The 21,783-nt window shown below is 64.9% G+C and carries 22 protein-coding genes and 1 tRNA gene; 11 read left to right on the forward strand and 12 right to left on the reverse strand.

Annotation, left to right across the window (positions count from 1 at the left end):
- Positions 1-44 precede the first annotated feature (44 nt).
- From AB3347_RS06320 to gloA, 3 genes are all read left to right on the forward strand, one after another.
- The gene (locus AB3347_RS06320; protein ID WP_369090929.1) at positions 45-365 is read left to right on the forward strand and encodes a hypothetical protein; all 321 of its coding nucleotides are present in this window, start codon (positions 45-47) and stop codon (positions 363-365) included.
- 10 nt (positions 366-375) lie between these two features.
- A complete protein-coding gene (locus AB3347_RS06325; protein ID WP_369090930.1) occupies positions 376-807 on the forward strand; it encodes an OsmC family protein in 432 nt (143 codons plus the stop codon).
- Positions 808-984: 177 nt separating this feature from the next.
- Complete coding sequence (gene gloA / locus AB3347_RS06330) at positions 985-1,398, forward strand: lactoylglutathione lyase (protein ID WP_369090931.1); 414 nt, start codon at positions 985-987, stop codon at positions 1,396-1,398.
- 105 nt (positions 1,399-1,503) lie between these two features.
- Here gloA and glf read toward each other — a convergent pair whose 3' ends face one another.
- From glf to AB3347_RS06360, 6 genes are all read right to left on the reverse strand, one after another.
- The gene (gene glf, locus AB3347_RS06335; protein ID WP_369090932.1) at positions 1,504-2,658 is read right to left on the reverse strand and encodes a UDP-galactopyranose mutase; all 1,155 of its coding nucleotides are present in this window, start codon (positions 2,656-2,658) and stop codon (positions 1,504-1,506) included.
- 267 nt (positions 2,659-2,925) lie between these two features.
- Positions 2,926-4,287 (reverse strand): TolC family outer membrane protein, encoded by a 1,362-nt coding sequence (locus tag AB3347_RS06340; protein WP_369090933.1) that lies wholly within the window; start codon positions 4,285-4,287, stop codon positions 2,926-2,928.
- 40 nt (positions 4,288-4,327) lie between these two features.
- Positions 4,328-4,660 (reverse strand): rhodanese-like domain-containing protein, encoded by a 333-nt coding sequence (locus AB3347_RS06345; protein ID WP_369090934.1) that lies wholly within the window; start codon positions 4,658-4,660, stop codon positions 4,328-4,330.
- Between the two features lie 7 nt (positions 4,661-4,667).
- The gene (locus AB3347_RS06350) at positions 4,668-5,321 is read right to left on the reverse strand and encodes a protein-L-isoaspartate O-methyltransferase (RefSeq protein ID WP_369090935.1); all 654 of its coding nucleotides are present in this window, start codon (positions 5,319-5,321) and stop codon (positions 4,668-4,670) included.
- A 163-nt stretch (positions 5,322-5,484) separates the two neighbouring features.
- Positions 5,485-6,129 carry a TetR/AcrR family transcriptional regulator gene (locus tag AB3347_RS06355; RefSeq protein ID WP_369090936.1) on the reverse strand — a complete coding sequence of 215 codons (645 nt, stop codon included), beginning with the start codon at positions 6,127-6,129 and terminating at the stop codon, positions 5,485-5,487.
- Positions 6,130-6,252: 123 nt separating this feature from the next.
- Positions 6,253-7,137, reverse strand: coding sequence for an SDR family oxidoreductase (locus AB3347_RS06360; protein WP_369090937.1), 885 nt, complete (start codon positions 7,135-7,137; stop codon positions 6,253-6,255).
- A 123-nt stretch (positions 7,138-7,260) separates the two neighbouring features.
- On the opposite strand from AB3347_RS06360, the gene AB3347_RS06365 reads away from it, so the two are divergent.
- Positions 7,261-7,515: a YkgJ family cysteine cluster protein gene (locus AB3347_RS06365; RefSeq protein WP_369090938.1), complete on the forward strand. Its 255-nt coding sequence runs from the start codon at positions 7,261-7,263 to the stop codon at positions 7,513-7,515.
- 199 nt (positions 7,516-7,714) lie between these two features.
- On the opposite strand, the gene AB3347_RS06370 is transcribed toward AB3347_RS06365, so the two are convergent.
- Positions 7,715-8,125, reverse strand: coding sequence for a hypothetical protein (locus AB3347_RS06370; protein WP_369090939.1), 411 nt, complete (start codon positions 8,123-8,125; stop codon positions 7,715-7,717).
- A 251-nt stretch (positions 8,126-8,376) separates the two neighbouring features.
- Here AB3347_RS06370 and AB3347_RS06375 point away from each other — a divergent pair, with 251 nt between their 5' ends.
- Genes AB3347_RS06375 through AB3347_RS06385 form a run of 3 tightly spaced genes read left to right on the forward strand, consistent with a single transcriptional unit; the run spans position 8,377 to position 12,386 of the window.
- Entirely contained in the window at positions 8,377-9,210 is an 834-nt protein-coding gene (locus AB3347_RS06375; protein WP_369090940.1) for an undecaprenyl-diphosphate phosphatase, read from the forward strand.
- Positions 9,211-9,223: 13 nt separating this feature from the next.
- Positions 9,224-11,047, forward strand: a complete 1,824-nt coding sequence (recQ, locus tag AB3347_RS06380; protein WP_369090941.1) for a DNA helicase RecQ — start codon at positions 9,224-9,226, stop codon at positions 11,045-11,047.
- 37 nt (positions 11,048-11,084) lie between these two features.
- Positions 11,085-12,386 (forward strand): sugar MFS transporter, encoded by a 1,302-nt coding sequence (locus tag AB3347_RS06385; protein ID WP_369090942.1) that lies wholly within the window; start codon positions 11,085-11,087, stop codon positions 12,384-12,386.
- Between the two features lie 130 nt (positions 12,387-12,516).
- Here the strand turns inward: AB3347_RS06385 and trmB are convergent, their stop codons facing one another.
- Positions 12,517-13,197 carry a tRNA (guanosine(46)-N7)-methyltransferase TrmB gene (gene trmB, locus AB3347_RS06390; RefSeq protein WP_369090943.1) on the reverse strand — a complete coding sequence of 227 codons (681 nt, stop codon included), beginning with the start codon at positions 13,195-13,197 and terminating at the stop codon, positions 12,517-12,519.
- Positions 13,198-13,378: 181 nt separating this feature from the next.
- Between trmB and AB3347_RS06395 the strand changes: the two genes are divergently transcribed.
- From AB3347_RS06395 to AB3347_RS06410, 4 genes are all read left to right on the forward strand, one after another.
- A complete protein-coding gene (locus AB3347_RS06395) occupies positions 13,379-14,494 on the forward strand; it encodes a succinylglutamate desuccinylase/aspartoacylase family protein (protein WP_369090944.1) in 1,116 nt (371 codons plus the stop codon).
- 158 nt (positions 14,495-14,652) lie between these two features.
- Positions 14,653-15,312 (forward strand): PEP-CTERM sorting domain-containing protein, encoded by a 660-nt coding sequence (locus tag AB3347_RS06400; RefSeq protein ID WP_369090945.1) that lies wholly within the window; start codon positions 14,653-14,655, stop codon positions 15,310-15,312.
- Between the two features lie 382 nt (positions 15,313-15,694).
- Complete coding sequence (locus AB3347_RS06405; RefSeq protein ID WP_369090946.1) at positions 15,695-16,186, forward strand: Hcp family type VI secretion system effector; 492 nt, start codon at positions 15,695-15,697, stop codon at positions 16,184-16,186.
- 9 nt (positions 16,187-16,195) lie between these two features.
- Positions 16,196-16,717 carry a penicillin-insensitive murein endopeptidase gene (locus AB3347_RS06410; RefSeq protein WP_369090947.1) on the forward strand — a complete coding sequence of 174 codons (522 nt, stop codon included), beginning with the start codon at positions 16,196-16,198 and terminating at the stop codon, positions 16,715-16,717.
- A gap of 753 nt (positions 16,718-17,470) precedes the next feature.
- Here the strand turns inward: AB3347_RS06410 and AB3347_RS06415 are convergent.
- From AB3347_RS06415 to AB3347_RS06430, 4 genes are all read right to left on the reverse strand, one after another.
- Positions 17,471-17,544 (reverse strand) — tRNA-Gly (locus tag AB3347_RS06415).
- A 101-nt stretch (positions 17,545-17,645) separates the two neighbouring features.
- Positions 17,646-18,665 carry a TraB/GumN family protein gene (locus AB3347_RS06420; RefSeq protein ID WP_369090948.1) on the reverse strand — a complete coding sequence of 340 codons (1,020 nt, stop codon included), beginning with the start codon at positions 18,663-18,665 and terminating at the stop codon, positions 17,646-17,648.
- Positions 18,666-18,749: 84 nt separating this feature from the next.
- Entirely contained in the window at positions 18,750-20,798 is a 2,049-nt protein-coding gene (locus AB3347_RS06425) for a methyl-accepting chemotaxis protein (protein WP_369090949.1), read from the reverse strand.
- Positions 20,799-20,815: 17 nt separating this feature from the next.
- A complete protein-coding gene (locus AB3347_RS06430) occupies positions 20,816-21,622 on the reverse strand; it encodes a TorF family putative porin (RefSeq protein ID WP_369090950.1) in 807 nt (268 codons plus the stop codon).
- Between the last annotated feature and the right edge of the window lie 161 nt (positions 21,623-21,783).

Raw genomic sequence — 21,783 nt, forward strand, 5'->3', positions numbered from 1 at the left:
GGGCCACGGTTAGGATGCATTCAACTGAATTGAAGGAGGCCAGCATGGTTACCGAAACCAAAGACCGCTTCGTCAACACGAAGGCACCGATCGAGAACGATGGCGTCAAGCGCCAGCCGCACGAACGCGACGAGAGCCCGGACGGGCAGGACCAGGCCCCGCGCGGCGTGATGAAACAGGCCGCCGAAGACATGGCGCAAGGCCTGCAGAACACCGACTGCTACGGCACCAATCCGGACGGCCTCGAGAATGCGGTCGATCCGAAGCCGGGCGCGAGCGGCCAGGCCAAGCCGCAGCCGGACAATCATGAGTCCATGCGCAGGCACGATACGAGCAATACCGAATCCGACAACAACAAGCTGTGAGAGGAATACGATGACCATCAAACGCAACGGCAGCGCCGTCTGGAGCGGCGGCCTGAAGGACGGCAAGGGTGCGGTCTCGACCGCGAGCGGCGTGCTCAAGGACGCGCAGTACGGCTTCAACACCCGCTTCGAGGACGGACCGGGCACCAACCCGGAAGAACTGATCGGCGCGGCCCATGCAGGCTGCTTCACCATGGCGCTGTCGGGCCAGCTGGGCCAGGCCGGCCTGACCGCCCAGGAACTGCGCACCACCGCCACCGTCTCGATGGAAAAGGCCGAGGGCGGCTTCTCGATCACCGCGGTGCACCTCGACCTGGTGGCGAAGATCCCCGGCGCCAGCCAGGAAGCCTTCGACAAGGCGGCCACCACGGCCAAGGAAAACTGCCCGGTGTCGAAGCTGCTGAACGCGAACATCACGATGACGTCGAAGCTGGAAAACTGAGTGCGGGAGAACGCCAGCTTGCGCGCTGGCGTTCCACGATTCCTGGGGTGGCCGGCTCCGCCGGCCGCGCGTTCAAGGCACGCATGCACAGCGCACGCATCGCTCGTCCGTGCCCTGCAAGATCCGCGCCCAGCGCATAAAATGGCCGCTTTTCCGAATCACCCGAAGGACACTTCCATGCGCATCCTCCACACCATGCTCCGCGTCGGCGACCTGCAGCGCGCCATCGACTTCTACACCAATGTGCTCGGCATGAAGCTGCTGCGCACCAGCGACAATCCCGAATACAAGTACAAGCTGGCCTTCCTCGGCTACGGCAGCAACCCCGACCACGCCGAACTCGAACTCACCTACAACTACGGCGTCGACAGCTACGACATGGGCACGGCCTACGGCCACATCGCCATCTCGGCCGACGACATCTACGCCACCTGCGAGCAGGTGCGCGCCGCCGGCGGCAACATCACGCGCGAGCCGGGCCCGGTCAAGGGCGGCAGCACCGTGATCGCCTTCATCACCGATCCGGACGGCTACAAGGTCGAGCTCATCGAGCGCAAGGACAATGCGGCCGGCGCCGGCCTGAGCAGCTAAATACCGCTCGCCGCATACAAGACGGGCGGCGTGGCGCAGAACGCCGTGCCGCCCCTTGTATCGTGCGCATCTGGACAGTAGCCGGCCATGCGCCGGCTACTGCCGTCAAGCCAGCGGATCGATGACGAAGGCCGGCATGCGCGCGTTGCCCTTCGCGCATTCCAGGAACTTGTCGGCGGTGGCCAGCGCCTCGTTGATGGTCACGTCCATGTCGAGGTAGCGGTAGGTGCCGAGGCGGCCCACGAAAGTCACGTTCGGCTCCTCGCGCGCCATGTTCACGTAGCGCTCGAGCTGCTGCTTGTCGCGCGCCTGGCGGATCGGATAGTAGGGAATGTCGTTCTCTTCGCACTGGCGGCTGAATTCCTTGTACATCAGCGTCTTCTCGTGCTTTTCCCACGGCGAGAAGTGCTTGTGCTCGGTGATGCGGGTGTAGGGCTGGGCGTCGTCGCAGTAGTTGATGACGGCATTGCCCTGGTAGTCGCCGGTGTCGCGGAACACTTCGAAATCGAGCGTGCGGTACGGCAGGCGGCCTTCGGTGTGCTTGAACCAGGCGTCGATCGGGCCGCTGTAGAACACGTGGGCATAGTCGCCCTTGTTGGCCGGATCGAACTTGGTGTTCAGGTGCAGGGTAATGCCCGGCACATCGAGGATCTTCTCGACCAGCGCGGTGTAGCCGTCTTCCGGCATGCCCTGGTACTTGTGCGCGAAGTAGTTGTCGTCGTAGTTGAAGCGCACCGGCAGGCGCTTGAGGATGCTGGCCGGCAGCTCGGTCGGCTGCATGCCCCACTGCTTGACGGTATAGGTCTTGAAGAAGGCTTCGTACAGCTCGCGGCCGACGAAGCGCAGCGCCTGGTCTTCGAAGGTGACCGGGTTCTCGATCGACTTGTCGCCGAGCGAGGCCAGGAATTCCTGGGCCTCGGCCGGACGGAAGGTCTTGCCGAAGAACTGGTTGATGGTCAGCAGGTTGATCGGCAGCGTGTAGACGGCGCCGTTGGTGATCGCCTTCACGCGGTTCACGTAGGGCATGAAGCGGCTGTAGCGGTTGACGAACTCCCACACGCGCTCGATGTCGGTGTGGAAGATGTGCGGACCGTAGACGTGCACCATGACGCCGGTTTCGGCATCGCGTTCGGAATGGCAGTTACCCGCGATGTGGGGGCGCGATTCGAAGATCTCGACGGTATAGCCAGCCTTGGCGAGCTGGTTGGCAATGACTGCCCCGGAAAAACCGGCGCCGACAATCGCGATGTTCTTTTGCATGTTTGTTTTTCCTTAGGGATGAGCTGACGGAGTGGAATTCTGGCTGCGCAGGCATGGCAGGCGGGCTCTTCCGCACTGTTGCCAAAAGGCGCACTAAGGTTGCCAGTTTATCAGCTTTGCAAAAAAATCCGCCTGCACACGACTTGTCGTGCGTCAACTATTCTGTCGCATAATCAATGAGTTAGCGCATCCACCAAATGCAAAAAGCCCGGACCGCCAGGTCCGGGCTTGTTTAACATTCACGCTGCAGGCCGGGCCTGCAGTTGATTATTTTTCCAGCAGGTTGTTCACCGCGGCCAGGTCCGATTCGCGCAGCGAGCCGGAGGCGGCCTTCAGGCGCAGGCCGTTCAGGATGGTGTCGTAGCGTGCGCGCGACAGGTCGGTACGGGTCTGGTACAGCTGGCGCTGCGCGTTCAGGACGTCGATGTTGATGCGCACGCCCACCTGGTAACCGAGCTTGTTCGATTCCAGCGCCGACTGGCTCGACACTTCCGCCGCTTCCAGCGCCTTGACCTGGGCCATGCCGCTGTTCACGCCGAGGTAGGCCTGGCGCGCCTGCAGGGCGGCCTGGCGGCGGGTCGATTCGAGGTCGTTGCGCGCCTTGTCTTCCAGGGCGATCGCTTCGCGCACGCGGCTGGTGACGCCGAAACCATTGAAGATCGGCACGGCGAACTGCACGCCGATGCCGTTGTTCTTGTTGACGCCCGAGTTGGTCAGCTGGCCGCCGATGTCGCGGCGGGTGTGGTTCGCCACCAGGTCGAGGGTCGGGTAGTGGCCGGCGCGGTTGCGCGAGATGTCGCGCTTGGCCAGTTCCACCTGCAGCTGCGACACGGTCACGCCATAGTTCTGGTTCTCGGCCGACGACACCCACGGATCGACGTTGGCCGGCATGGGCGCGGCCAGGGTGATGCCCGGCTTCAGCGGGGCCAGCGAGCTCGGCGCCGTGCCGATGATGGCCTGCAGGGTGTTGCGCTTGTTGTCCAGGTCGTTCACGGCCGCGAATTCCTGGGCGATCACCAGGTCATAGGCCGCCTGCGCTTCGTGGGTGTCGGTGATGGTCTGGGTGCCGACCTCGAAGTTGCGCTTGGCCGATGCCAGCTGCTCGGTCACCGCGGTCTTCTGGGCGCGGGTCGATTCCAGCTTGTCCTGGGCCGCCAGCACGTCGAAATAGGCCTGGGCCACGCGGGTGATCAGGTCCTGCTGGGCCTGGGCGAACTGGGCTTCCGAGATGGCCTGCTGCAGCTTGCTCTGCTGGTAGGTTTGCCAGCGGTCCCAGCGGAACAGCGGCTGGGTCAGGCCGATGGTGTACTCGGTGGTGCGCACGTTCGAGCCGCCGCCGAGCACCGTCCTGGTGAGGCCGGTGGTCGGGTCGGTCACGCTGACGCCCTCGTTCCAGGGCGAGTTCTCGCTGTCGTTCTTGATGCTGCTGCCGGTGATGCCGACGGTCGGGAGCAGTCCCGCACGCCCCTGCGTGATCCGCTCCCGGCCGGCGGCCGCCGATGCACGCGCGCTCGCGAAGGCCGCGTCATTGGCCAGCGCCTGCTGGTACACCTGGATCAGATCGGCCGCGCTGGCATTGAGCGAAAAGAAAGCGCTGGCAAGCAGCACGGCAAGAAGGGGTTTCTGCATCACGTTCTCCACAGGAGTCATCAAAAGGTTTGGAATCAGGTCAGTACTTCGGCATCGAAGGATCGACCTGCACGGCCCAGGCGTGTATTCCGCCCGTCAAATTCGTTACGTTGTCAAAACCGTTACGTTCGAGAAAGCTTGCTACCTGCATGCTGCGCGCCCCGTGGTGACAGATGCAAACGATCTCGCGGTCGTCCGGCAGTTCGCCGGCGCGGATCGGCACCAGGTGCATCGGGATCTGGGTCGAGCCTGCGATATGGCAGGTCTCGAATTCCCAGTTCTCGCGCACGTCCAGCAGCAGCGGCTGCCCGGCTGCCCCGGCTTGCGCCTGGGCCAGCCGGGCTGCCAGTTCCGGTGCGGTCATGTGCTGCATCGCGTCCTCAGAACTGGAAGCGCGACGGCGCCGGCGCACCGGTCAGCGGCTTGACATTGGTCTCGAACACCTTGACCGTGTCGTAGCCGGTTTCCGAGGTACGGGTGATGATGTTGAAGCTCATCGCCGGCGCCTCGCCCAGGATCGCGCCGATGCGGCCGCCCACTTTCACCTGCTGCAGCAAGGCTTCCGGCAGCACCGCCAGGCCGCCCGACACGACGATCACGTCATACAGGGAACCCTTGTTCCAGCCGCTGGCGCCGTTGCCTTCCTCGACAGTCACGTTGTCGACGCCGGCGCGCGCCAGGTTCTCGCGCGCCAGCCTGGCGGCTTCCGGCTGGATTTCCACGGTGGTCACGTGACGCGCCTTGCGCGCCAGCAGTGCCGCCATGTAGCCCGAACCGGTGCCGATTTCGAGGACGTTCTCATGCTTCTTGACCGCCAGTTCCTGCACGATGCGTGCTTCGACCTTCGGGTTGAACATCGCTTCGCCACCCGGCAGCGGAATCTCGACGTCGGCAAACGCCAGGTTCTGGTAGGCGGCCGGCACGAACTGTTCGCGCTTGACGATGTGCAGCAGGTCCAGCACGTCCTGGTCGAGCACATTCCACGGGCGAATTTGCTGTTCGATCATGTTGAAGCGGGCTTGTTCGATATTCATCTGAGTTCTCGGTGGAAAAATAAATAATCCGATATTTTATCGTTGAACGGCCTCAGGACGCATATCTTAGTGACGGCATGCCTGAGACCAGGGGAAATTGCGACAGTCTGCAGTTTGGAGGGGTTGAACGCCGAAAAAACGGCGCGTTGGCGCAAATGGCAACTCAGGCGTCCTGCGCCAGCAGGCCATGCAGGGCGAGGTCGAGCAGGTTCTCGAGGTAGACCTGGGCGTCCAATACGCCGCAGTCGCAGGGCGCCACCGCGGAGTGCTTCCAGACGTTGAGCATCATCATCGGCGCAATCAGCACCCGGGTCATCTGCGGGATGTCGACGGCGCGGAAGTCGCCGCGGCCGACGCCGCGCTCGACGATGCTCGAGATCATGCGGACGGTACGGCTCATCACCTCTTCCCGGTAGAACTTCGCCAGCTCGGGGAAATTCACCGCCTCGGCGAGCATCAGCTTGCCCAGGCCCGAAGCCTTGCTCTGCCCAATCTGGCTCGACCAGTTCATCACCACGCTGCGCAGCAGGTCGGCGCTGTGGCCCTCGAACCCGGCAACCGACAACTCGGCCTTGCCCAGGAAAGGAAGGATGCTTTCGCGCACCACCGCCTTGAACAATTCTTCCTTGTTCGCGTAATACAGGTAGAGGGTGCCCTTCGACACGCCGGCGCGGCGCGCGACGTCTTCGAGGCGGGTGGCGGCATAGCCATGCTCGACGAACAGGTCGATGGCGGCAGCAAGGAGCTCGTGGGGACGGGCATCCTTCCGGCGCTCCCACCGCGGCTTGCTGTCGAGTGGACATTCCATGTTTCTGCCTAGAAACCGAGTAAAGAATTCCCGAATATAGACGGGGCTTGCCAGGCAGTCAAGCAATCGTTGTGTTACCGAAACTGTCAATATAAACAGGTATTTACGTTATTTCCACCTGAGTCATGATGGCCCATAAATACGGCCATTCGCGCGCGATGCGTACAGGGCGCCGTCGGGGTTGCGCGGCGGGATGTCCTGCTGCTGGCGCGGCACCTGGAACACCGACAGGCGGTCGACCAGGCCGGGGGCGATTTTCTCCGCCAGCACGTCGAGCCCGGCCATGACCCCGACCCGCACGGTACGCATCGGCGTCACCGCGGCCCCCAGGATGGCCGCCGCCACTTCGTGCGGATCGACCTGGGGGCGCGGCAGCTTCGGTTCGCGGTCCATGTAGTTGCGCGCGTGCTGGGGCAGCGGCGTGTCGACCGCGGTCGGCTCGATCAGGGTGATCGACACCGGCGCCGCATCCATCTGTTCGACTTCGATGCGCAGCGCATCCGTGAAACCCTTCACGGCGTGCTTGCTGGCCGAGTACATGCCCTGCATCGGAATCGCGACTTCCGAGGCTTCGCTGCCGAGGTTGATCAGGGCCCCGCCCTGGCGCTTCAGGTAGGGCAGCGCCACCAGCGCGCCGTTCACCATGCCCCAGAAATTGATGTCGAACAGGCGCCGGCTGTCTTCCTCCGAGACCTGGTCGAGGCGGCCGTAGATGGTGCCGCCGGCATTGTTGATCCAGGTGTCGATGCGGCCGAAGCGCGCCACCGCGGTCTGGGCGATGCGCTCGACGTCGGCGCGCCGCGACACGTCGGCCACGACGGCAATGGCATCGAAGCCGTTCTCGACCAGCCCGTGCACCACCGCCTCGAGCACGTCGGCGCCGCGCGCGGCCAGCACCAGCTTGGCGCCCTGCTTGCCTGCTTCCTGGGCGGTGGCCAGGCCGATGCCGCTCGAGGCGCCGGTAATCACGACGACCTGGCGGTTCAGGGGTTTGAGGGGACTGGCCATGCTGCCTCCTGCGCGTGGATGTGCGATGGATGCAACGTAGCAGGAAAACAGCGGGCGACGCGCCCGCTTCGGGCCGGGCGGCGCTATACTCCTGCCCTGCCTTTTCATCCGCCTTCTTCCACCATGCAGTGCAGAGACAACTGCGGCGCCTGCTGCACCGCGCCCTCGATCACCAGTCCGATTCCCGGTATGCCCAAGGGCAAACCGGCCGGCGTGCGCTGCGTGCAGCTGGACGAGGAGCAGCGCTGCCGCATCTTTGGCAAACCGGAACGGCCGGCGTTCTGCGGCGGGCTGCAACCGTCGGAAGAGATGTGCGGGACCAGCCGGCAACAGGCGATCCGCTGGCTGGACGAGCTGGAACGCGCCACTGCCCCGTAGGCGTGATCCGCGCGTTCGACATACATATGAACCGTTGCAACGCGGACCGGAGCGGAACGCGCGGTCGGCAAGGCCGACCACCCTACAGTTACTTGGGGTCTTTATCTTCCGTATCGTCCTGCGGCATGAGCAGCCCGGGACGCTTTTTCTTCTTCTTGATGACGGTGGCATGCTCGACCGGCGTCCAGGCCGCCCGCGCTTAGGCTGCGACCGGCTCGCCGCGCGCCTGCTGCACGCGCTGGAACAGCCCGCCCAAGGTCAGGCCTTCGTGCCAGATGTCGTCGAGCATCAGGCCGTACTTGTCGCGCAAGGCTTTCGCCAGCGTCTCGAGTTCCTGCGCGTCCGGCAGCCAGCGGGTTGGGTTGACCGCGCGGTAGATGCCGAGCACTTCGTCATCGGGGCGGAAATGCAGCTTCTCGCTGTCGCGGAAAGAGAATGCCGACACGAAGACGGACAGGAAGTCGCGGATGTCCTTGCGCGATGCAGTCGGGAAGGTGCTGCGCCAGGCCCGGCCCTGGCAGGGCCGGTAACGCAAGGAGTTGGGGCTTTGCCAACCGTGGAATGCTGCCCAGGCGAGCGCAGCAAGGATGAGGACAACAAGGATACTCATTCGATTGAGTCAGGAATACTCATGCGCTTGAGTGTAGCACGCGACCGCGCCGGCGGCGCACGACATAATTTCGCGTGCGCGCAGATGAGCTGACCCGGCGGCAACGCTGGCGCGGTACAATCCTGGACCGGACACAACGGGCGACGTTTCCTGTTGTGAACATGATAAGCTTCGACCCCGCCGTACCTCCACGGACTTCCCGTAACCATCCGCATCAGCCATCCACCTGTCACGCTAACTGTTACGCATACATGGACATTCTTCTCGCCATCAAGGCGATCATCATGGGCCTGGTCGAAGGCTTCACCGAGTTTCTTCCGATTTCTTCCACCGGCCACCTGATCCTGGCGGGTAGCCTGCTGAACTTTACCGGCGAGAAGGTCAAGGTCTTCGAGATCGCGATCCAGGCCGGCGCCATGCTGGCCGTGATCTGGGAATACCGCCGCCGCATCGCGAACGTTGTCACCGGTCTCGGTTCGGATCCCAAGCAGCGCCGCTTTGCCCTGAACGTCCTGATCGCCTTCATTCCGGCAGCCGCGCTCGGCTTCCTGTTCAGCGGCCTGATCAAGGCCAAGCTGTTCGCGCCGGTCCCGGTGGCCACTGCCTTCATCGTCGGCGGCCTGGTCATCCTGTGGGTGGAGCGCCGGCACGCGGGCGACGGGCACAAGGCACGCGTGGACAGCGTGGACGACATGAGCTACACCGACGCGCTGAAAGTCGGCCTGGCCCAGTCCTTCGCCCTGATCCCCGGCACCAGCCGTTCCGGTGCAACCATTATTGGCGGCATGCTGTTCGGCCTGTCGCGCAAGGCGGCCACCGAGTTCTCCTTCTTCCTGGCGATCCCGACGCTGCTGGGCGCCACCGCCTATTCGGTGATCAAGGCGCGCCACCTGCTGTCGCTGGCCGACCTGCCGATGTTTCTACTTGGCGGCCTGGCGGCCTTCGGTTCGGCCTTCCTGTGCGTGCGCTGGCTGCTGCGCTACATCAGCACGCACGACTTCACGATCTTCGCCTGGTACCGTATCGTATTCGGTATCCTGGTCCTCGTGACCGCGCACTTCAATCTTGTCGTGTGGGCAGAATAGCAAGCATTAAAGTATGACTTCCGATATCGGCGCGCGCGCCCTCCACGTCCTCGAGACGGTCTTCGGCTATCCGGCCTTCCGCGGCCAGCAGGCCGAGATCGTCGAGCACGTGGCCAGCGGCGGCGACGCACTCGTCCTGATGCCCACCGGCGGCGGCAAGTCGCTGTGCTACCAGATCCCCGCGCTGCTGCGCGACGGGGTCGGCGTGGTCATCTCTCCACTCATCGCCCTCATGCAGGACCAGGTCGACGCGCTGGAAGAAGTCGGCGTGCGCGCCGCCTTCCTCAATTCCACCCAAACCTTCGAGGAAACCCTGCGCATCGAGCGCCTGGTGCGCAGCGGCGACATCGACCTGGTCTACGTGGCGCCCGAGCGCCTGCTGACGCAGCGCTGCCTCGAGCTCATCGACGCCTCGCCGATCTCGCTGTTCGCGATCGACGAAGCGCACTGCGTCTCGCAATGGGGCCACGACTTCCGGCCCGAGTACATCCGCCTGTCGGTCCTGCACGAGCGCTATCCGACCATCCCGCGCATCGCGCTCACCGCGACCGCCGACCAGCAGACCCGCGATGAGATCGCGCACCGCCTGCAACTGATTGATGCACGCAAGTTTGTCTCGTCCTTCGACCGCCCGAACATCCGCTACTCCATCGTCGAGAAGACCACCGGCCGCAAGCAGCTGATCGATTTCATCAGCAGCGAGCACCCGCAGGATTCCGGCATCGTGTACTGCCTGTCGCGCAAGAAGGTCGAGGAAACCGCCGCCTTCCTTTGCGAGCACGGCATCAAGGCCCTGCCCTACCACGCCGGCATGGAGCACAGCGTGCGCGCCGCCAACCAGTCGCGTTTCCTGCGCGAAGACAACATCGTGATGGTGGCGACCATCGCCTTCGGCATGGGCATCGATAAACCGGACGTTCGCTTCGTCTGCCACCTCGACCTGCCCAAGAGCATCGAGGGTTATTACCAGGAGACCGGCCGCGCCGGCCGCGACGGCATGCCGGCCAGCGCCTGGATGGCCTACGGCTTGCAGGACGTGGTGCTGCAGCGCCGGATGATCGACGAATCCGAGGCCGACGAGACCTTCAAGCGGGTGCTGTCGATGAAGCTCGACGCCATGCTCGGCCTGTGCGAAACGCTGTCCTGCCGGCGCATGCGCCTGCTCGACTACTTCGGCGAGCGTTCCGGCCCCTGCGGCAACTGCGACACCTGCCTGATTCCGCCGGTGCAGGTCGATGGCACGGTGCCGATGCAGAAGCTGCTGTCGACCGTGTACCGGGTCGACCAGCGCTTTGCGGCCGGCCACGTGATCGACGTGCTGCGCGGCGCCCAGACCGAGCGCATCAGCCAGTGGCACCACGACAAGCTCACCGTCTACGGGGTCGGCGCCGACCGCTCCGAGCAGGAATGGCGCGCCATCGTGCGCCAGGCCATCGCGCTCGGTTTCGTCTCCGTGGACCACGACGCCTTCAGCTCGCTCAAGCTCACCGACGCCGCGCGTCCGGTGCTCAAGGGCGAACAAAAGGTGCAGCTGCGCCAGTACCAGAAACCGGTCAAGGCCAAGCGGCCGTCTTCGTCGCGCAGCGGCGGCTACGAGGAAATGGAACTGTCGCGCTCCGAGCAGGCGATCTTCGAGCGCCTGCGTTCCTGGCGCATGGGCACCGCACGCGAGCACGGCGTGCCGGCCTACGTGGTATTCCAGGACGCGACCCTGCGCGAGATCGCCAAAGTCAAGCCCGCCTCGATCGACGCGCTGCGCGGCGTATCCGGGGTCGGCGAGAAAAAGCTGGTGTCCTACGGGGACGAAATTGTCGCCATCATCAACGAGATGATGTAGTGTCCTGGCTTGAGTTCGTTCAACCCAGAGACACCCCATGGCCATCCCCACCCCCACCAGCACGACCGTCGCACCCGATCAGGACGGCGCGGATGCGTATGTTCCCGTCAACGCGCCCGGGCTGCAAAGCTTCGTGTTCGCACTGTTCTTCGTCTTCGGCGGCATCACCAGCCTGAACGACGTCATCATTCCCAAGCTGAAGGACCTGTTCACGCTCAGCTACGCGCAGGCGATGCTGGTGCAGTCGGCCTTCTTCGCCGCCTACTTCTTCGTCTCGATCCCGGCCGCCGCCATCGTGCAGCGCCTCGGCTACATGCGCTCCGCCGTGGTCGGCCTGATGACCATGGCCGCCGGCTGCCTGCTGTTCATCCCGGCCTCGTATTCGGGCGTGTTCGGCACCTTCCTGCTGGCGCTGTTCGTGCTGGCCGCGGGCATCACCATCGTGCAGGTGGTGGCCAACCCATTGATCTCGATGCTGGGTCAAGCACAGACGGCGTCCAGCCGCCTCACCTTCGCGCAGGCCTTCAACTCGCTCGGCACCACGGTCTTCCCCTACGTGGGCGCGATCCTGATCCTGGGCTCGCTGGCCACGGTCGATCCGTCCACCCTGAGCGGTGCGGCGCTGGACGCCTTCCGCCAGGAAGAGACCCGGGTCGTGGTGCACACCTACATCGGCCTGGCGATCGCGCTGGCCCTGCTGGGCGGCGCCGTCTGGATGAACCGCCGCAAGCTGGTGGAGACGCCGGCGCCGTCGGAAAACATCCTGCACGCTTTCGACCTGCTCAAGCAGCCGCGCTTCGCGCTCGGCGCGCTATGCATCTTCCTGTACGTGGGCGCCGAAGTGGCGATCGGCTCGCTCATCGTGAACTACCTGATGGAATCGAGCGTGCTCGGCATGGGCGCCGAGGAAGCCGGCAAGCACGTGCCGCTGTACTGGGGCGGCGCCATGGTCGGCCGCTTCATCGGCGCGGCCCTGCTGCGCCTGTTCTCGCCGGGTAAGGTGCTGGCCTGCGCGGCCGCGCTGACGATCGGGCTGCTGCTGGTGTCGGCCAATACCACCGGCGCGCTGTCCGGCTGGTCGCTGCTGGCGATCGGCCTGTTCAACTCGATCATGTTCCCGACCATTTTTACCCTGGCCTGCGCAGGGCTGGGCACGCGCACCGCCGAAGGCTCGGGCGTGATCTGCGTGGCGATCGTGGGCGGCGCCGTGGTGCCGCTGCTGACCGGCGCCGCCGCCGATGCGGTGGGCCTCAAGATGGCGCTGATCGTGCCGGCGGTGTGCTATGCGGTGATCGTGTATTTCGGGCTGTACGCGCGGCGCCCGCACCGCGTCGGCTGACGGGTTTCGCCGTTCGTAGGGTGGGCAGGTTTCCTGCCCACGCGTTCAAACCGCGGCAATGCAGCCTGCGCGGCTATTCTTGTGCTGCTTGAACGCGTGGGCGGCGAAGCCGCCCACCCTACGGTAAACCTTACTTCCTGGTGAAGACCAGGTCCCACACCCCATGGCCCAGTTTCAGGCCGCGGTTCTCGAACTTGGTCAGCGGACGATACTCAGGCTGCGGCGCATAGCCCTCGGCCGTGTTCTGCAGCAGCGGCTCGTTGCCCAGCACTTCCAGCATCTGCACGGCGTAGTCTTCCCAGTCGGTGGCGCAGTGGATGTAGCCGCCCGGCGCCAGCTTGTCGCACAAGACTTTCACGAAGGCCGGCTGGATCAGGCGGCGCTTGTTGTGGCGCGCCTTGTGCCACGGGTCCGGGAAGAACACGTGCACGCCGGCCAGCGAGCCGTCCGCGATCATGTGGTTCAGCACCTCGACCACGTCGTGCTGGATCAGGCGCAGGTTCTCGATGCCCTGCTCGCCGATCTGCTTGAGCAGGCTGCCCACGCCCGGCGTGTGCACCTCGACGCCGATGAAGTCCTTTTCCGGCATCAGGCGCGCGATGTGGGCGGTGGTGTCGCCCATGCCGAAGCCGATCTCCAGGATCACCGGCGCCTTGCGGCCAAAGGCCTGCTCCAGGTCCAGCGTCTCCTTCTTGTACTCGATCAGGTACTTGGGACCGAGTTCCTCCAGCGCGCGCGCCTGGGCGGTCGACAGCCGGCCGGCCCGCGTGACGAAGCTGCGGATGCGGTGTTCGGTCGGATCGTAAAGCATGGAACGCGCCGGGCCGGGGGTAGGCTTTTCAGAGGACATGGGGGAATAGTGTGAGGAAAAAACGGCTGTCATTATAGCCTAGCCGGCAGCCCCGGCCAGCATCCGGGCGGCGTGCGGGGCCTTGCGGCCGAATCGCGCATAATCGTGCTTTATTCCATGCCGAGCGCCGGAGCCCCTGTCCATGCAATCCGTGAAACACCCCATCGCCGCCGACGAGAACGTCGCCACCGCCCACCTGACTTCCTTCCATTACGGCACGCCGGGCGGCGGCAAGAAGGTGTACATCCAGGCTGCCGTCCATGCCGACGAGGTGCCGGCCATGCTCGTGGCGCACGTGCTGCGCCAGGAACTCGACCGGCTCGACGCCGATGGCCGGATCAAGGGAGAGATCATCCTGGTGCCGGCCGCCAACCCGATCGGACTGTCGCAGGTCATCCACGGCGCGCCCTTCGGCCGCTACCACCTGGCCACCGGCATCAACTTCAATCGCCTGTACCGGCACGTGGCGGACGACCTCAAGAAGTCGCTCGAGGGCAAGCTGGGCAGTGACGTGGACGCCAACGTCGCCCTCATCCGCGAAGAGGCGCGCCGCCAGATCGGACTGTGGGAACCGAAGGACGACGCCGAAACGCTCAAGAAGACCCTGCTGGCGATGGCGATCGATGCCGACATCGTGCTCGACCTGCACTGCGATAACGAAGCGCTGATGCACATGTACACCGGCACCCCGCTGGTCGAAGCCGTCGAGCCGCTGATGGCCCTGCTGGGGGCGCGCGTGCTGCTGGTGGCCAAGGCCTCGGGCGGCGAAGCCTTCGACGAAGCCTGCAGCCGCCTGTGGTGGGACCTGGCCGACCATTTCGAGGGCACGGCGATCCCGCCCGCCTGCGTCGCGGTCACCGTCGAACTGCGCGGCGAGAACGACGTGCGCTACGACTACGCGCGCCAGGACGCCAGCGCCATGCTGCAGTACCTGGGCCATGCCGGCGTGCTCGACATCCCCTTGGCGCCGCTGCCGGAAACTCCCTGCCGCGCGACGCCGCTGAATGCCGTCGAGCCGCTGGCCGCGCCGCATGCCGGCGTGCTGGTGTTCCACAAGCGGCTCGGCGACTCGGTCGAAGCGGGCGAGCCGGTGGCGGACATCGTCAATCCGGTGAGCGGACAGGTGTCCACCTTGTGCGCGGAACATGCGGGCCTGCTGTTCGCCAGCACGGCGCACCGGCACCTGCTGCGCGGCATGCACGTCTGCAAGATCGCGGGCACGGAATCCTTCCGCTCGGGGGATCTGCTGAGCGCTTGAGTGCGGCCACGCCGCCGCCCAGCGTCACCAGCACCGGCGCCGGCCCCGCAGGTCGTATCACATGCTGTCGAAAAAATTTACACTTTTACACGGTAAAGATCTCAGGGATTGTAACTTCTTGTTTTGAAACATTATTTCCTCCTGGCATGGAAAATGCTATGAGGAGCGTATCAAAACAGGGACAATCCATGAAAAAAATCGCTCTTGCATTAATGGCCTTCGGTATCGTCGGCAGCGCTCACGCCGGCCCCTACATGCCCGTCGGCCCACAAACCAACGTCGCCCTCTCGACCGTGACCAGCGGTGGCTGGACCCAATGCTACGCCTCGGATTTCGGCACCGCCATCGGCAACTCCGGCGAGAAGGTGCTCAATGCATGCCAAGGCGACAAGCTCATGATGGCTGGCCGCATCAAAGGCAGTGACAGCTTCCTGGTCCTGGCGGCTGCGGATTACGCCGACACCATCGTCAACACCGGCACGACCTCGAACACGCACCTGGCCAACGGCTCCCGCTGGTATTACGCCTCGAACTGGTCCTGGGGCTTCACTTCGGCGAACGACAGCGTGACCCTGTCTTCCTGCGACACCAGCGCAAGCAGCCCGACCAGCATGTGCCTGCATACCCTGGCACAGGTCGGTGGCTACCGGATCAACAACATCTCCGGACTGAACGCCTCCAGAGATTACGAAAAGGTCTTCTTCGTCGCCAACGCCAAACAAGACGGCGATGTTCCCGAACCGGCCAGCATGCTGCTGCTCGGCGCCGGCGCCGCCGCGCTGGCCGCCGGCCGCCGCCGCACACTGAAGCGCGCATAAGACTCACGCCGCTGTGCGCGCGGCGCACGGTAAACAGGCCCGCACGGTTGCCGTGCGGGCCTGCCGTTGTCGGGTCGCCGCTGATTCGTTGGCGCGCGATGCAGCGCCCAGGACGCACTCGCGCGAACGCGACGAACTCGCGCACGACACGCCGGTGCGGTACTGAAGAATGGACTGGAAGTGCTGGTCAGCGCTGGCTGGCTGCGGTGCGGGACAAGCGGGACTTGCTACTGGTGACATGCTGGGGACTGGATTACATACCCGCCGATAGTCCAATAAGCCGGCGCTGAGGCCTTGATCGTGGGCGGTCTGATCGTTGACCGCTGCCAAATTGCGCTAAGCCCATCCCTGCGACGATGCCTCTTTATCACATGGAGGCAACATGGCAGCAGACGCATATCTGCAAATCGAAGGTATCAAAGGCGAGTCGGCAGACTCTGGCCACCAGGGCTGGATTGAGCTGACCTCGGTTTACTGGGGTGTGACGCAACCCACGGTTGCCAACAAGTCCAGCAGCGGCCACACAGCCGGCCATTGCGAGCATCGAATCCTGTCGCTTTCCAAGCTTGCCGACGTTGCATCGCCCATCCTGATGCAGCACTGCTCGATGGGCAAGACGATCCCGAAAGCCAAAATCGAGTTCATGCGCGCCGACGGCGACGGCAAGCCGGTCAAGTATTACCAGGTCGAGCTGGAGAACGTAATGGTGTCGCACATGGACCAGGGGATGGCTGGTGGAGGTCTGGTCCAGGATGAAATCGGCCTCTGCTTCTCCAAGGTGAAGTGGTCATACACCCAGCAAAAGATCGGCGGCGGCGCGAGCGGCACCACCACCGGCGGCTGGGACCTTGCGGCCAAGAAGTCCTGCGCGTGAGGGCTCGCCATGACCATTCCAGTACAGCCAAAGGACTCACGAGGGTATTTCATGCTTCCGCAGGCCCCTGAGCAGGCGGGCTACTACTTGTACGGGACGGTGGGCCATGTGCCTGGGACCGGCCATCTGGCGCAATATGCCCATCCAAACCTACTCACCCTGATCTTCCAGATCGAACGGAAATGGCAGGCCATCTGCGACCGAAAATTCGGGGTTGGGAACATCAGCATCGACGGTGGTAAGGAGTACGACAAACACAAGTCTCACCAATTGGGCATCGAGGTGGATTGTCGCCCTGTACGCAAGGACAAGTTGACGGGCCAGGTCGCCCGCTGTTCGTACAGAGACAAGACTTACGATGGTGAAGCTACAACCAGTTTGATTCGCCTGTTTGTGCAGCACCCATGGGTAAAGATCGTGTTCTTCAATGACCCGGCCGTGCAGAAGGCGCTCGGTCAAGGCCGCGTGTCGAGCCTCAAGGGTCACGACGATCATTTCCATGTCAATTTGTGGCCGGGGTTGGCCCGATGAACGCGCGCCTATTGCTTGTCGCTGCTGCTTGCGCAATCTGTTCCGTGGCCCCAGCGGTCGGTCAGCCCGCCGCAAAGAAGCAAGAGCAGTGGGACGGCCGCCCCAAGCCCCTCCAGGGCGACTACCAGGTATATGGCGGAGAGCTGGGAGATGCGGTGCCACCTACGGCCAAGGACAGAAAAGTTGCGTTCATGTTCAAAGGGCCGCTCGCGAAAGAGCTTTTTGGCCAGATCGGGCCTGATGCCAAAGTAGCGTGTAGCAGTGCCCGGGACTATCGCGAAAGGAACCGGGGAGACCTCTCTTGCACGTACACGAAGGATGAAGGGTACAGGTGCTATTTCGGCCTCAACGTACCGACTGGCAAGAGCACCTACGGGTCAATCTGTTAGCTGATGCGTAGATGTGATGGCTGACTGGCCGCCGCGGCGGTCGGCCTGATCAGGCCGACCACGCATGCACTGCCCGGTAGGTCTCGAACCGCTCGACAACGCGCTGGTATTGCAGCATGAAACTTGCAACATATGCTCCGTCGCCGAGAATCTCTGCAGCCGCCTCCGCACAAGTGTCGGCCCTCTCCGTGAGCATCAGATCCGGCGGCAGTGGGTTGATCACTGGCCAGCGCGGTGGCACTCAAGCTGCGCGATTCCAGCGGCCAGGACAGCGCATGAGCAATCGGGCTGGCGAAAGCTAATTTCGTGGAGCGGTTCTGATTTGTGGACCGAGGAAGGATGAGAAGCGAAGCGTTTTCTACCGTGGAGCGGGTGAAGGGAATCGAACCCTCGTCGTAAGCTTGGGAAGCTTCTGCTCTACCATTGAGCTACACCCGCGTTGCCTGCATTCTACGCGCGTTTGGCGCGCTTTGACAATTGTTCAATACTGCGCGAAAGCGCCGATCGGCCTGCCTTCGCGCTGCATGGAGCGGCTGCGCCTATTCCGGCTGCTCCACCGTATAGCCCTTCGCGGCCAGCGCCGCCATCAGCCCCTTCGGGTCGAGCAGGTCCTTCATCGACAGCACCGCGAAGGTCGAGGCGTTCCTGGCCAGCGCGGCTTCGGCGTTGGCCAGCCACAGGGCGCGGTGGCGCTCTTCCGCGCCCTGGAAGGCCGGGTGCTCGCGCAGGACGGCGCTGTTGCGGATCACGTTGCTGCAGCTTTCCTGCTCGTCGAAATCGAGCTTGCGGATGACGTCGATATCGCCCTTGGCCCAGGCATTGGCGCGCACGCGCATCGCGTCGATATCGCTTTCCAGGCGCTTCAGGGTGGTCGAGAAGCAGGCCAGGTCGTCCAGCGGCGACTTCTTGAAATCCTTGATCAGCTGGCGCGGGTTGTCCACCTTGAGTTCGACAACGCTGCGGGTGACCTTGAGCTTGTTCTGCTCGACCATCTTCTCGACCTGCTTGCGCACGTCGATGCTGGAGGTCAGGCCGGCCTGTTTCATCGCGGCGCCGAACAGTTCATTGGCCACGAAGATCGGCCGGTCGCGCTCCTTGTTCTTGGGCAGGTACTTTTGCTTGAGCGGCAGCCAGCGCGCGTAGACATCCGCCGGGAGCACGTCGCGCAGCGTGGCGTCGTCGGGGTTCTTGTTGATGCCGATCAGGCTGGGCAGCGCCAGCGCGGTCTGGAAGTAGGACAATTCGAGCTTGGTGCTGGGGGGCGCCAGGTACTCCTGCGAACGCTTGAGTACGGCTTCGACCTCGTGCGAGCGCCAGTCCATCTTGACCGGCAGCGGCGAGTAGGTCCCGAAGATCCACAAGGCGTGACCGTCCTTCGACACCTTCCACATGCCGGGCCCCGGCTTCTGGCCGACGACCAGGATCTGTTCGGGCGCGGCCGGCGCATCGTCGGTGGCCGCCGTCGCCGCGGGCGGGACCGCGGCTTCGTCGCTCTGGGCATGGACGGGCGCTGCGCACAGGGCCAGGCACAGCGCCGGAAGGATCGCATATTTCAGCATCGGGACACCCTTGTTGTTGGTTGTCCGTCAAGCTTAGCCCGGCAGTATGAACCGGAACTTAACAGCGCACGGTTCGCCGCGTTTTCATGCGGCCCGCATGGACAGGCGCGCCGCTGCCGCTGCTGCCGGCTTCGGGCGCGCCGGCGCCTGCGCGCCCGGTCCGCCGTCGAGCTTGAACTCGCCCACCAGCGCCACCAGCGTGGCCGCCTGCTGCTGCAGGCTTTCCGCCGCCGCCGCCGCTTCTTCCACCAGGGCCGCGTTCTGCTGGGTCACGCCGTCCATCTGCACGATGGCCTGGTTGACCTGGCCGATGCCGCTGCTCTGCTCCGCGCTGGCCGCGCTGATCTCGGCGACGATGTCGCTGACGCGGCGCACGCTCGTCACCACCTCGTCCATCGTCTTGCCGGCGTCCTCGACCAGCATGGTGCCCATGCTGACCTTGTCGACCGAGTCGCCGATCAGGGTCTTGATCTCCTTGGCGGCGGCGGCGCTGCGCTGCGCCAGGTTGCGCACCTCGGTCGCCACCACGGCGAAGCCGCGGCCCTGCTCGCCGGCGCGCGCCGCTTCGACGGCGGCGTTCAGCGCCAGGATATTGGTCTGGAAGGCGATGCCGTCGATGACGCCGATGATGTCCACCACCTTCTTCGACGCCTCGCTGATCGTGCCCATGGTGTCGACCACCTGGGCCATGACTTCGCCGCCTCGGGTGGCGGTCTCGCTGGCCGAGGCGGCCAGCTGGCTGGCCTGGCGCGCGTTGTCGGCATTCTGCTTCACGGTGCCGTTCAGCTCTTCCATCGAGGCCGCGGTCTCCTCGAGCGCGCTGGCCTGCTGTTCGGTGCGCACCGACAGGTCGGCATTGCCCTGGCGGATCTCATCGGAGGCCACCGCCACCGCGTCGGAGCTGGTGCGTACGCGCGCCAGCACATCCTGGATCTTGGCCACGAAGCTGTTGAATCCGCGGGCGATCTCGGCCAGCTCGTCGTTGCCGCGCACCGCCAGGCGGGCGCTCAGGTCGGCGTTGCCGCCGGCCAGGCCGGTCATCGCACTGCCCAGCACGCGCAGCGGGCGGGTCAGGCGGCGCAGGACCGTCACCATCACCAGCGCCGCGGCCGCGGCGCACAGCACCGCGACCAGCGCCGCGTAGCCGGCCAGTTCGCGCGCCGGCGCGGTGGTCACGCTTTGCGGGAAGGCCAGCGCAATCGCCCATGGCGCCATGTCCTTGCTGACCTGCAGTGGCTGCAGCACGTGCACGATGCCCTGCTCGTCGAGGTACTCGTAGGGCTTGCCCTGCTTGACCGCGTCCAGCGCCGCGGCCGGCAGGTCGGCCGCCTTCTTGCCGTTGCGGATGTGGTCCTTGTGGCTGGCGTACATGCCGCCGTTCGAGATCAGCGCCAGCGTGCCCTCGTCCATCACCTTCATGTTGGCGAGCATCGTGCCGAGGCCGGCGAGCGGGAAGTCGCCGGTGACCGTGCCCTTGAACTGGCCGCCCACCATGATCGGCGCGGCCAGCGTGGCGATCGGCACGTCCTTGCCGTTGATCGGGTACATGTAGGGCTCGGTGAAGTGGGCGCGGCCGGTCGCCTTCGGCAGGTCGTACCAGTCGTTGCCGCCCGGCGTGGCGACGAACACGATCGGTTCGACGTTGATCTTGCCTTCCGGGCTGCGCGTCCAGTAAGGCATGTAGCGGCCGGTGGCGTCGTACAGCGGGGCCTGGCCGGCGAACTCGGCATCCTTGCCGTCCAGCGCATCCGGCTCATAGGCGGCGGCGCTGCCGATGAAGTCTTCCGACCCCGCCAGGGTGGCGCGCACCAGGTCGCCGACCTGGTCGCGTGCCAGCGCATGTCCGGCGGCCTGGGTCGAGGCCAGCACGGTGGCCGCGCTTTCCAGCGTCGCCAGGTTCGCGGCGATGCGGCCCTTGAGCAGCGCGGACGCTTCCAGGGTCAGCGTGCGCGCCTGGCGCATCGCGGCCTCTTCGGCGCTCTGGCTGTTCTTGACCGCGATGAAGGTCGAGGTCACGCCCAGGGCCGCCACCACCAGCAGGGTGGCGGTGATGCAGATCTTGGCGCTCAGCGACAGGGAAAATCGGCGGCGCGCAGCATGCTGCACCTCGTGCGCGGTCTGGTGCTCGTTCATGGTCGTCTCTCTTGTTCTCAGAAGGCGCGGGCGACGCTCACGGCGAACGTCCCCTTGGCAGGATTCGAATAGGCGATGGCGCCGTCGGCGCGCGGCACGCCGGTCGTATAACGGTCGTAGGCATCGGTCGCGCCCCAGGCGCGGGTATAGGCCGCGCCCACGCTCCAGCCGCCGTCGAAGGCCCTGGTGACGCCGGCCTTGGCGTCGTGCCAGTCCCACATGGCGTTGCCGCTGCCGGCCACGCGGCCGTCGCCCAGGTGCAGGTTGAGCGTGTAGCCGCCGCCCAGCTCGTGGTTGGCGCCCACGTCCAGGTAGCCGGTGCCGCGTGCGCCCGTGATGCCGAAGAAGTCGCGCGACACGGTGCGGTAGTACTTCGCATAGAAGGACCCGAAGCTCAGGCCGGGCACCAATTCGGTGTAGTCGTATTTGGTGGCGCTGGCGCCGATGCGGGCGCCCGGATAGCGGTAGTGCATGAGGGTCAGGCTGTAGCCCAGCGGCCCGGCCGTGCCCGCATAGCCGCCGTACAGGTCCCACTCGAGGCGGCCGCCTTCGATGAAGCGGTCGCTGACGGTCGAGGTCCAGGTACCGAAGGACCAGCCGCTCGGATGCGCGTAGTCCAGGCCCGCCTGCAGCGTAGGACGGCCCCAGCTCTGGCGCATGCCGCGCGAGACGTACTGCGAACTCAGGGTGACCGTGGCGCTCAAGGGAAGCGTGGCCGAGGGCGACGCGGTGTCGTCGCCGCCGGCGTGCGCGGCCGCCATGAACGGGGCCAGCAGCAGGCCTGGCAATAGCGCCGGCGACAGCCGGAAAAAAAGGGAAGTCATGCTTGTCTCGTCGATATGCGGCGCAGGCCCGGACGCCTCCGCTCGCTCGGCAGTTAATGCCGTATGGAAATATTACGAGACAAACGTGAGTATTGGCGAGATTGTAGTGTGTTCGACAACGAGATTTTTATTAACCTGCGTCATCTGTACAACACTTCGGC

Source organism: Massilia sp. X63, assembly GCF_041023745.1.
Lineage (GTDB): Bacteria > Pseudomonadota > Gammaproteobacteria > Burkholderiales > Burkholderiaceae_D > Telluria.

What these genes read in the sequence shown, in the direction of transcription:
- AB3347_RS06410 (WP_369090947.1), top strand. Translation starts at nt 16,196, where the DNA reads ATGACCATTCCAGTACAGCCAAAGGACTCACGAGGGTATTTCATGCTT.
- AB3347_RS06430 (WP_369090950.1), bottom strand. Translation starts at nt 21,622, where the DNA reads ATGACTTCCCTTTTTTTCCGGCTGTCGCCGGCGCTATTGCCAGGCCTG.
- AB3347_RS06395 (WP_369090944.1), top strand. Translation starts at nt 13,379, where the DNA reads ATGCAATCCGTGAAACACCCCATCGCCGCCGACGAGAACGTCGCCACC.
- AB3347_RS06355 (WP_369090936.1), bottom strand. Translation starts at nt 6,129, where the DNA reads ATGGAATGTCCACTCGACAGCAAGCCGCGGTGGGAGCGCCGGAAGGAT.
- AB3347_RS06420 (WP_369090948.1), bottom strand. Translation starts at nt 18,665, where the DNA reads ATGCTGAAATATGCGATCCTTCCGGCGCTGTGCCTGGCCCTGTGCGCA.
- AB3347_RS06405 (WP_369090946.1), top strand. Translation starts at nt 15,695, where the DNA reads ATGGCAGCAGACGCATATCTGCAAATCGAAGGTATCAAAGGCGAGTCG.
- gloA (WP_369090931.1), top strand. Translation starts at nt 985, where the DNA reads ATGCGCATCCTCCACACCATGCTCCGCGTCGGCGACCTGCAGCGCGCC.
- recQ (WP_369090941.1), top strand. Translation starts at nt 9,224, where the DNA reads ATGACTTCCGATATCGGCGCGCGCGCCCTCCACGTCCTCGAGACGGTC.
- AB3347_RS06340 (WP_369090933.1), bottom strand. Translation starts at nt 4,287, where the DNA reads ATGCAGAAACCCCTTCTTGCCGTGCTGCTTGCCAGCGCTTTCTTTTCG.
- AB3347_RS06350 (WP_369090935.1), bottom strand. Translation starts at nt 5,321, where the DNA reads ATGAATATCGAACAAGCCCGCTTCAACATGATCGAACAGCAAATTCGC.
- AB3347_RS06365 (WP_369090938.1), top strand. Translation starts at nt 7,261, where the DNA reads ATGCAGTGCAGAGACAACTGCGGCGCCTGCTGCACCGCGCCCTCGATC.
- AB3347_RS06375 (WP_369090940.1), top strand. Translation starts at nt 8,377, where the DNA reads ATGGACATTCTTCTCGCCATCAAGGCGATCATCATGGGCCTGGTCGAA.
- AB3347_RS06345 (WP_369090934.1), bottom strand. Translation starts at nt 4,660, where the DNA reads ATGCAGCACATGACCGCACCGGAACTGGCAGCCCGGCTGGCCCAGGCG.
- AB3347_RS06370 (WP_369090939.1), bottom strand. Translation starts at nt 8,125, where the DNA reads ATGAGTATCCTTGTTGTCCTCATCCTTGCTGCGCTCGCCTGGGCAGCA.
- AB3347_RS06360 (WP_369090937.1), bottom strand. Translation starts at nt 7,137, where the DNA reads ATGGCCAGTCCCCTCAAACCCCTGAACCGCCAGGTCGTCGTGATTACC.
- AB3347_RS06400 (WP_369090945.1), top strand. Translation starts at nt 14,653, where the DNA reads ATGAGGAGCGTATCAAAACAGGGACAATCCATGAAAAAAATCGCTCTT.
- AB3347_RS06425 (WP_369090949.1), bottom strand. Translation starts at nt 20,798, where the DNA reads ATGAACGAGCACCAGACCGCGCACGAGGTGCAGCATGCTGCGCGCCGC.
- AB3347_RS06320 (WP_369090929.1), top strand. Translation starts at nt 45, where the DNA reads ATGGTTACCGAAACCAAAGACCGCTTCGTCAACACGAAGGCACCGATC.
- trmB (WP_369090943.1), bottom strand. Translation starts at nt 13,197, where the DNA reads ATGCTTTACGATCCGACCGAACACCGCATCCGCAGCTTCGTCACGCGG.
- AB3347_RS06385 (WP_369090942.1), top strand. Translation starts at nt 11,085, where the DNA reads ATGGCCATCCCCACCCCCACCAGCACGACCGTCGCACCCGATCAGGAC.
- AB3347_RS06325 (WP_369090930.1), top strand. Translation starts at nt 376, where the DNA reads ATGACCATCAAACGCAACGGCAGCGCCGTCTGGAGCGGCGGCCTGAAG.
- glf (WP_369090932.1), bottom strand. Translation starts at nt 2,658, where the DNA reads ATGCAAAAGAACATCGCGATTGTCGGCGCCGGTTTTTCCGGGGCAGTC.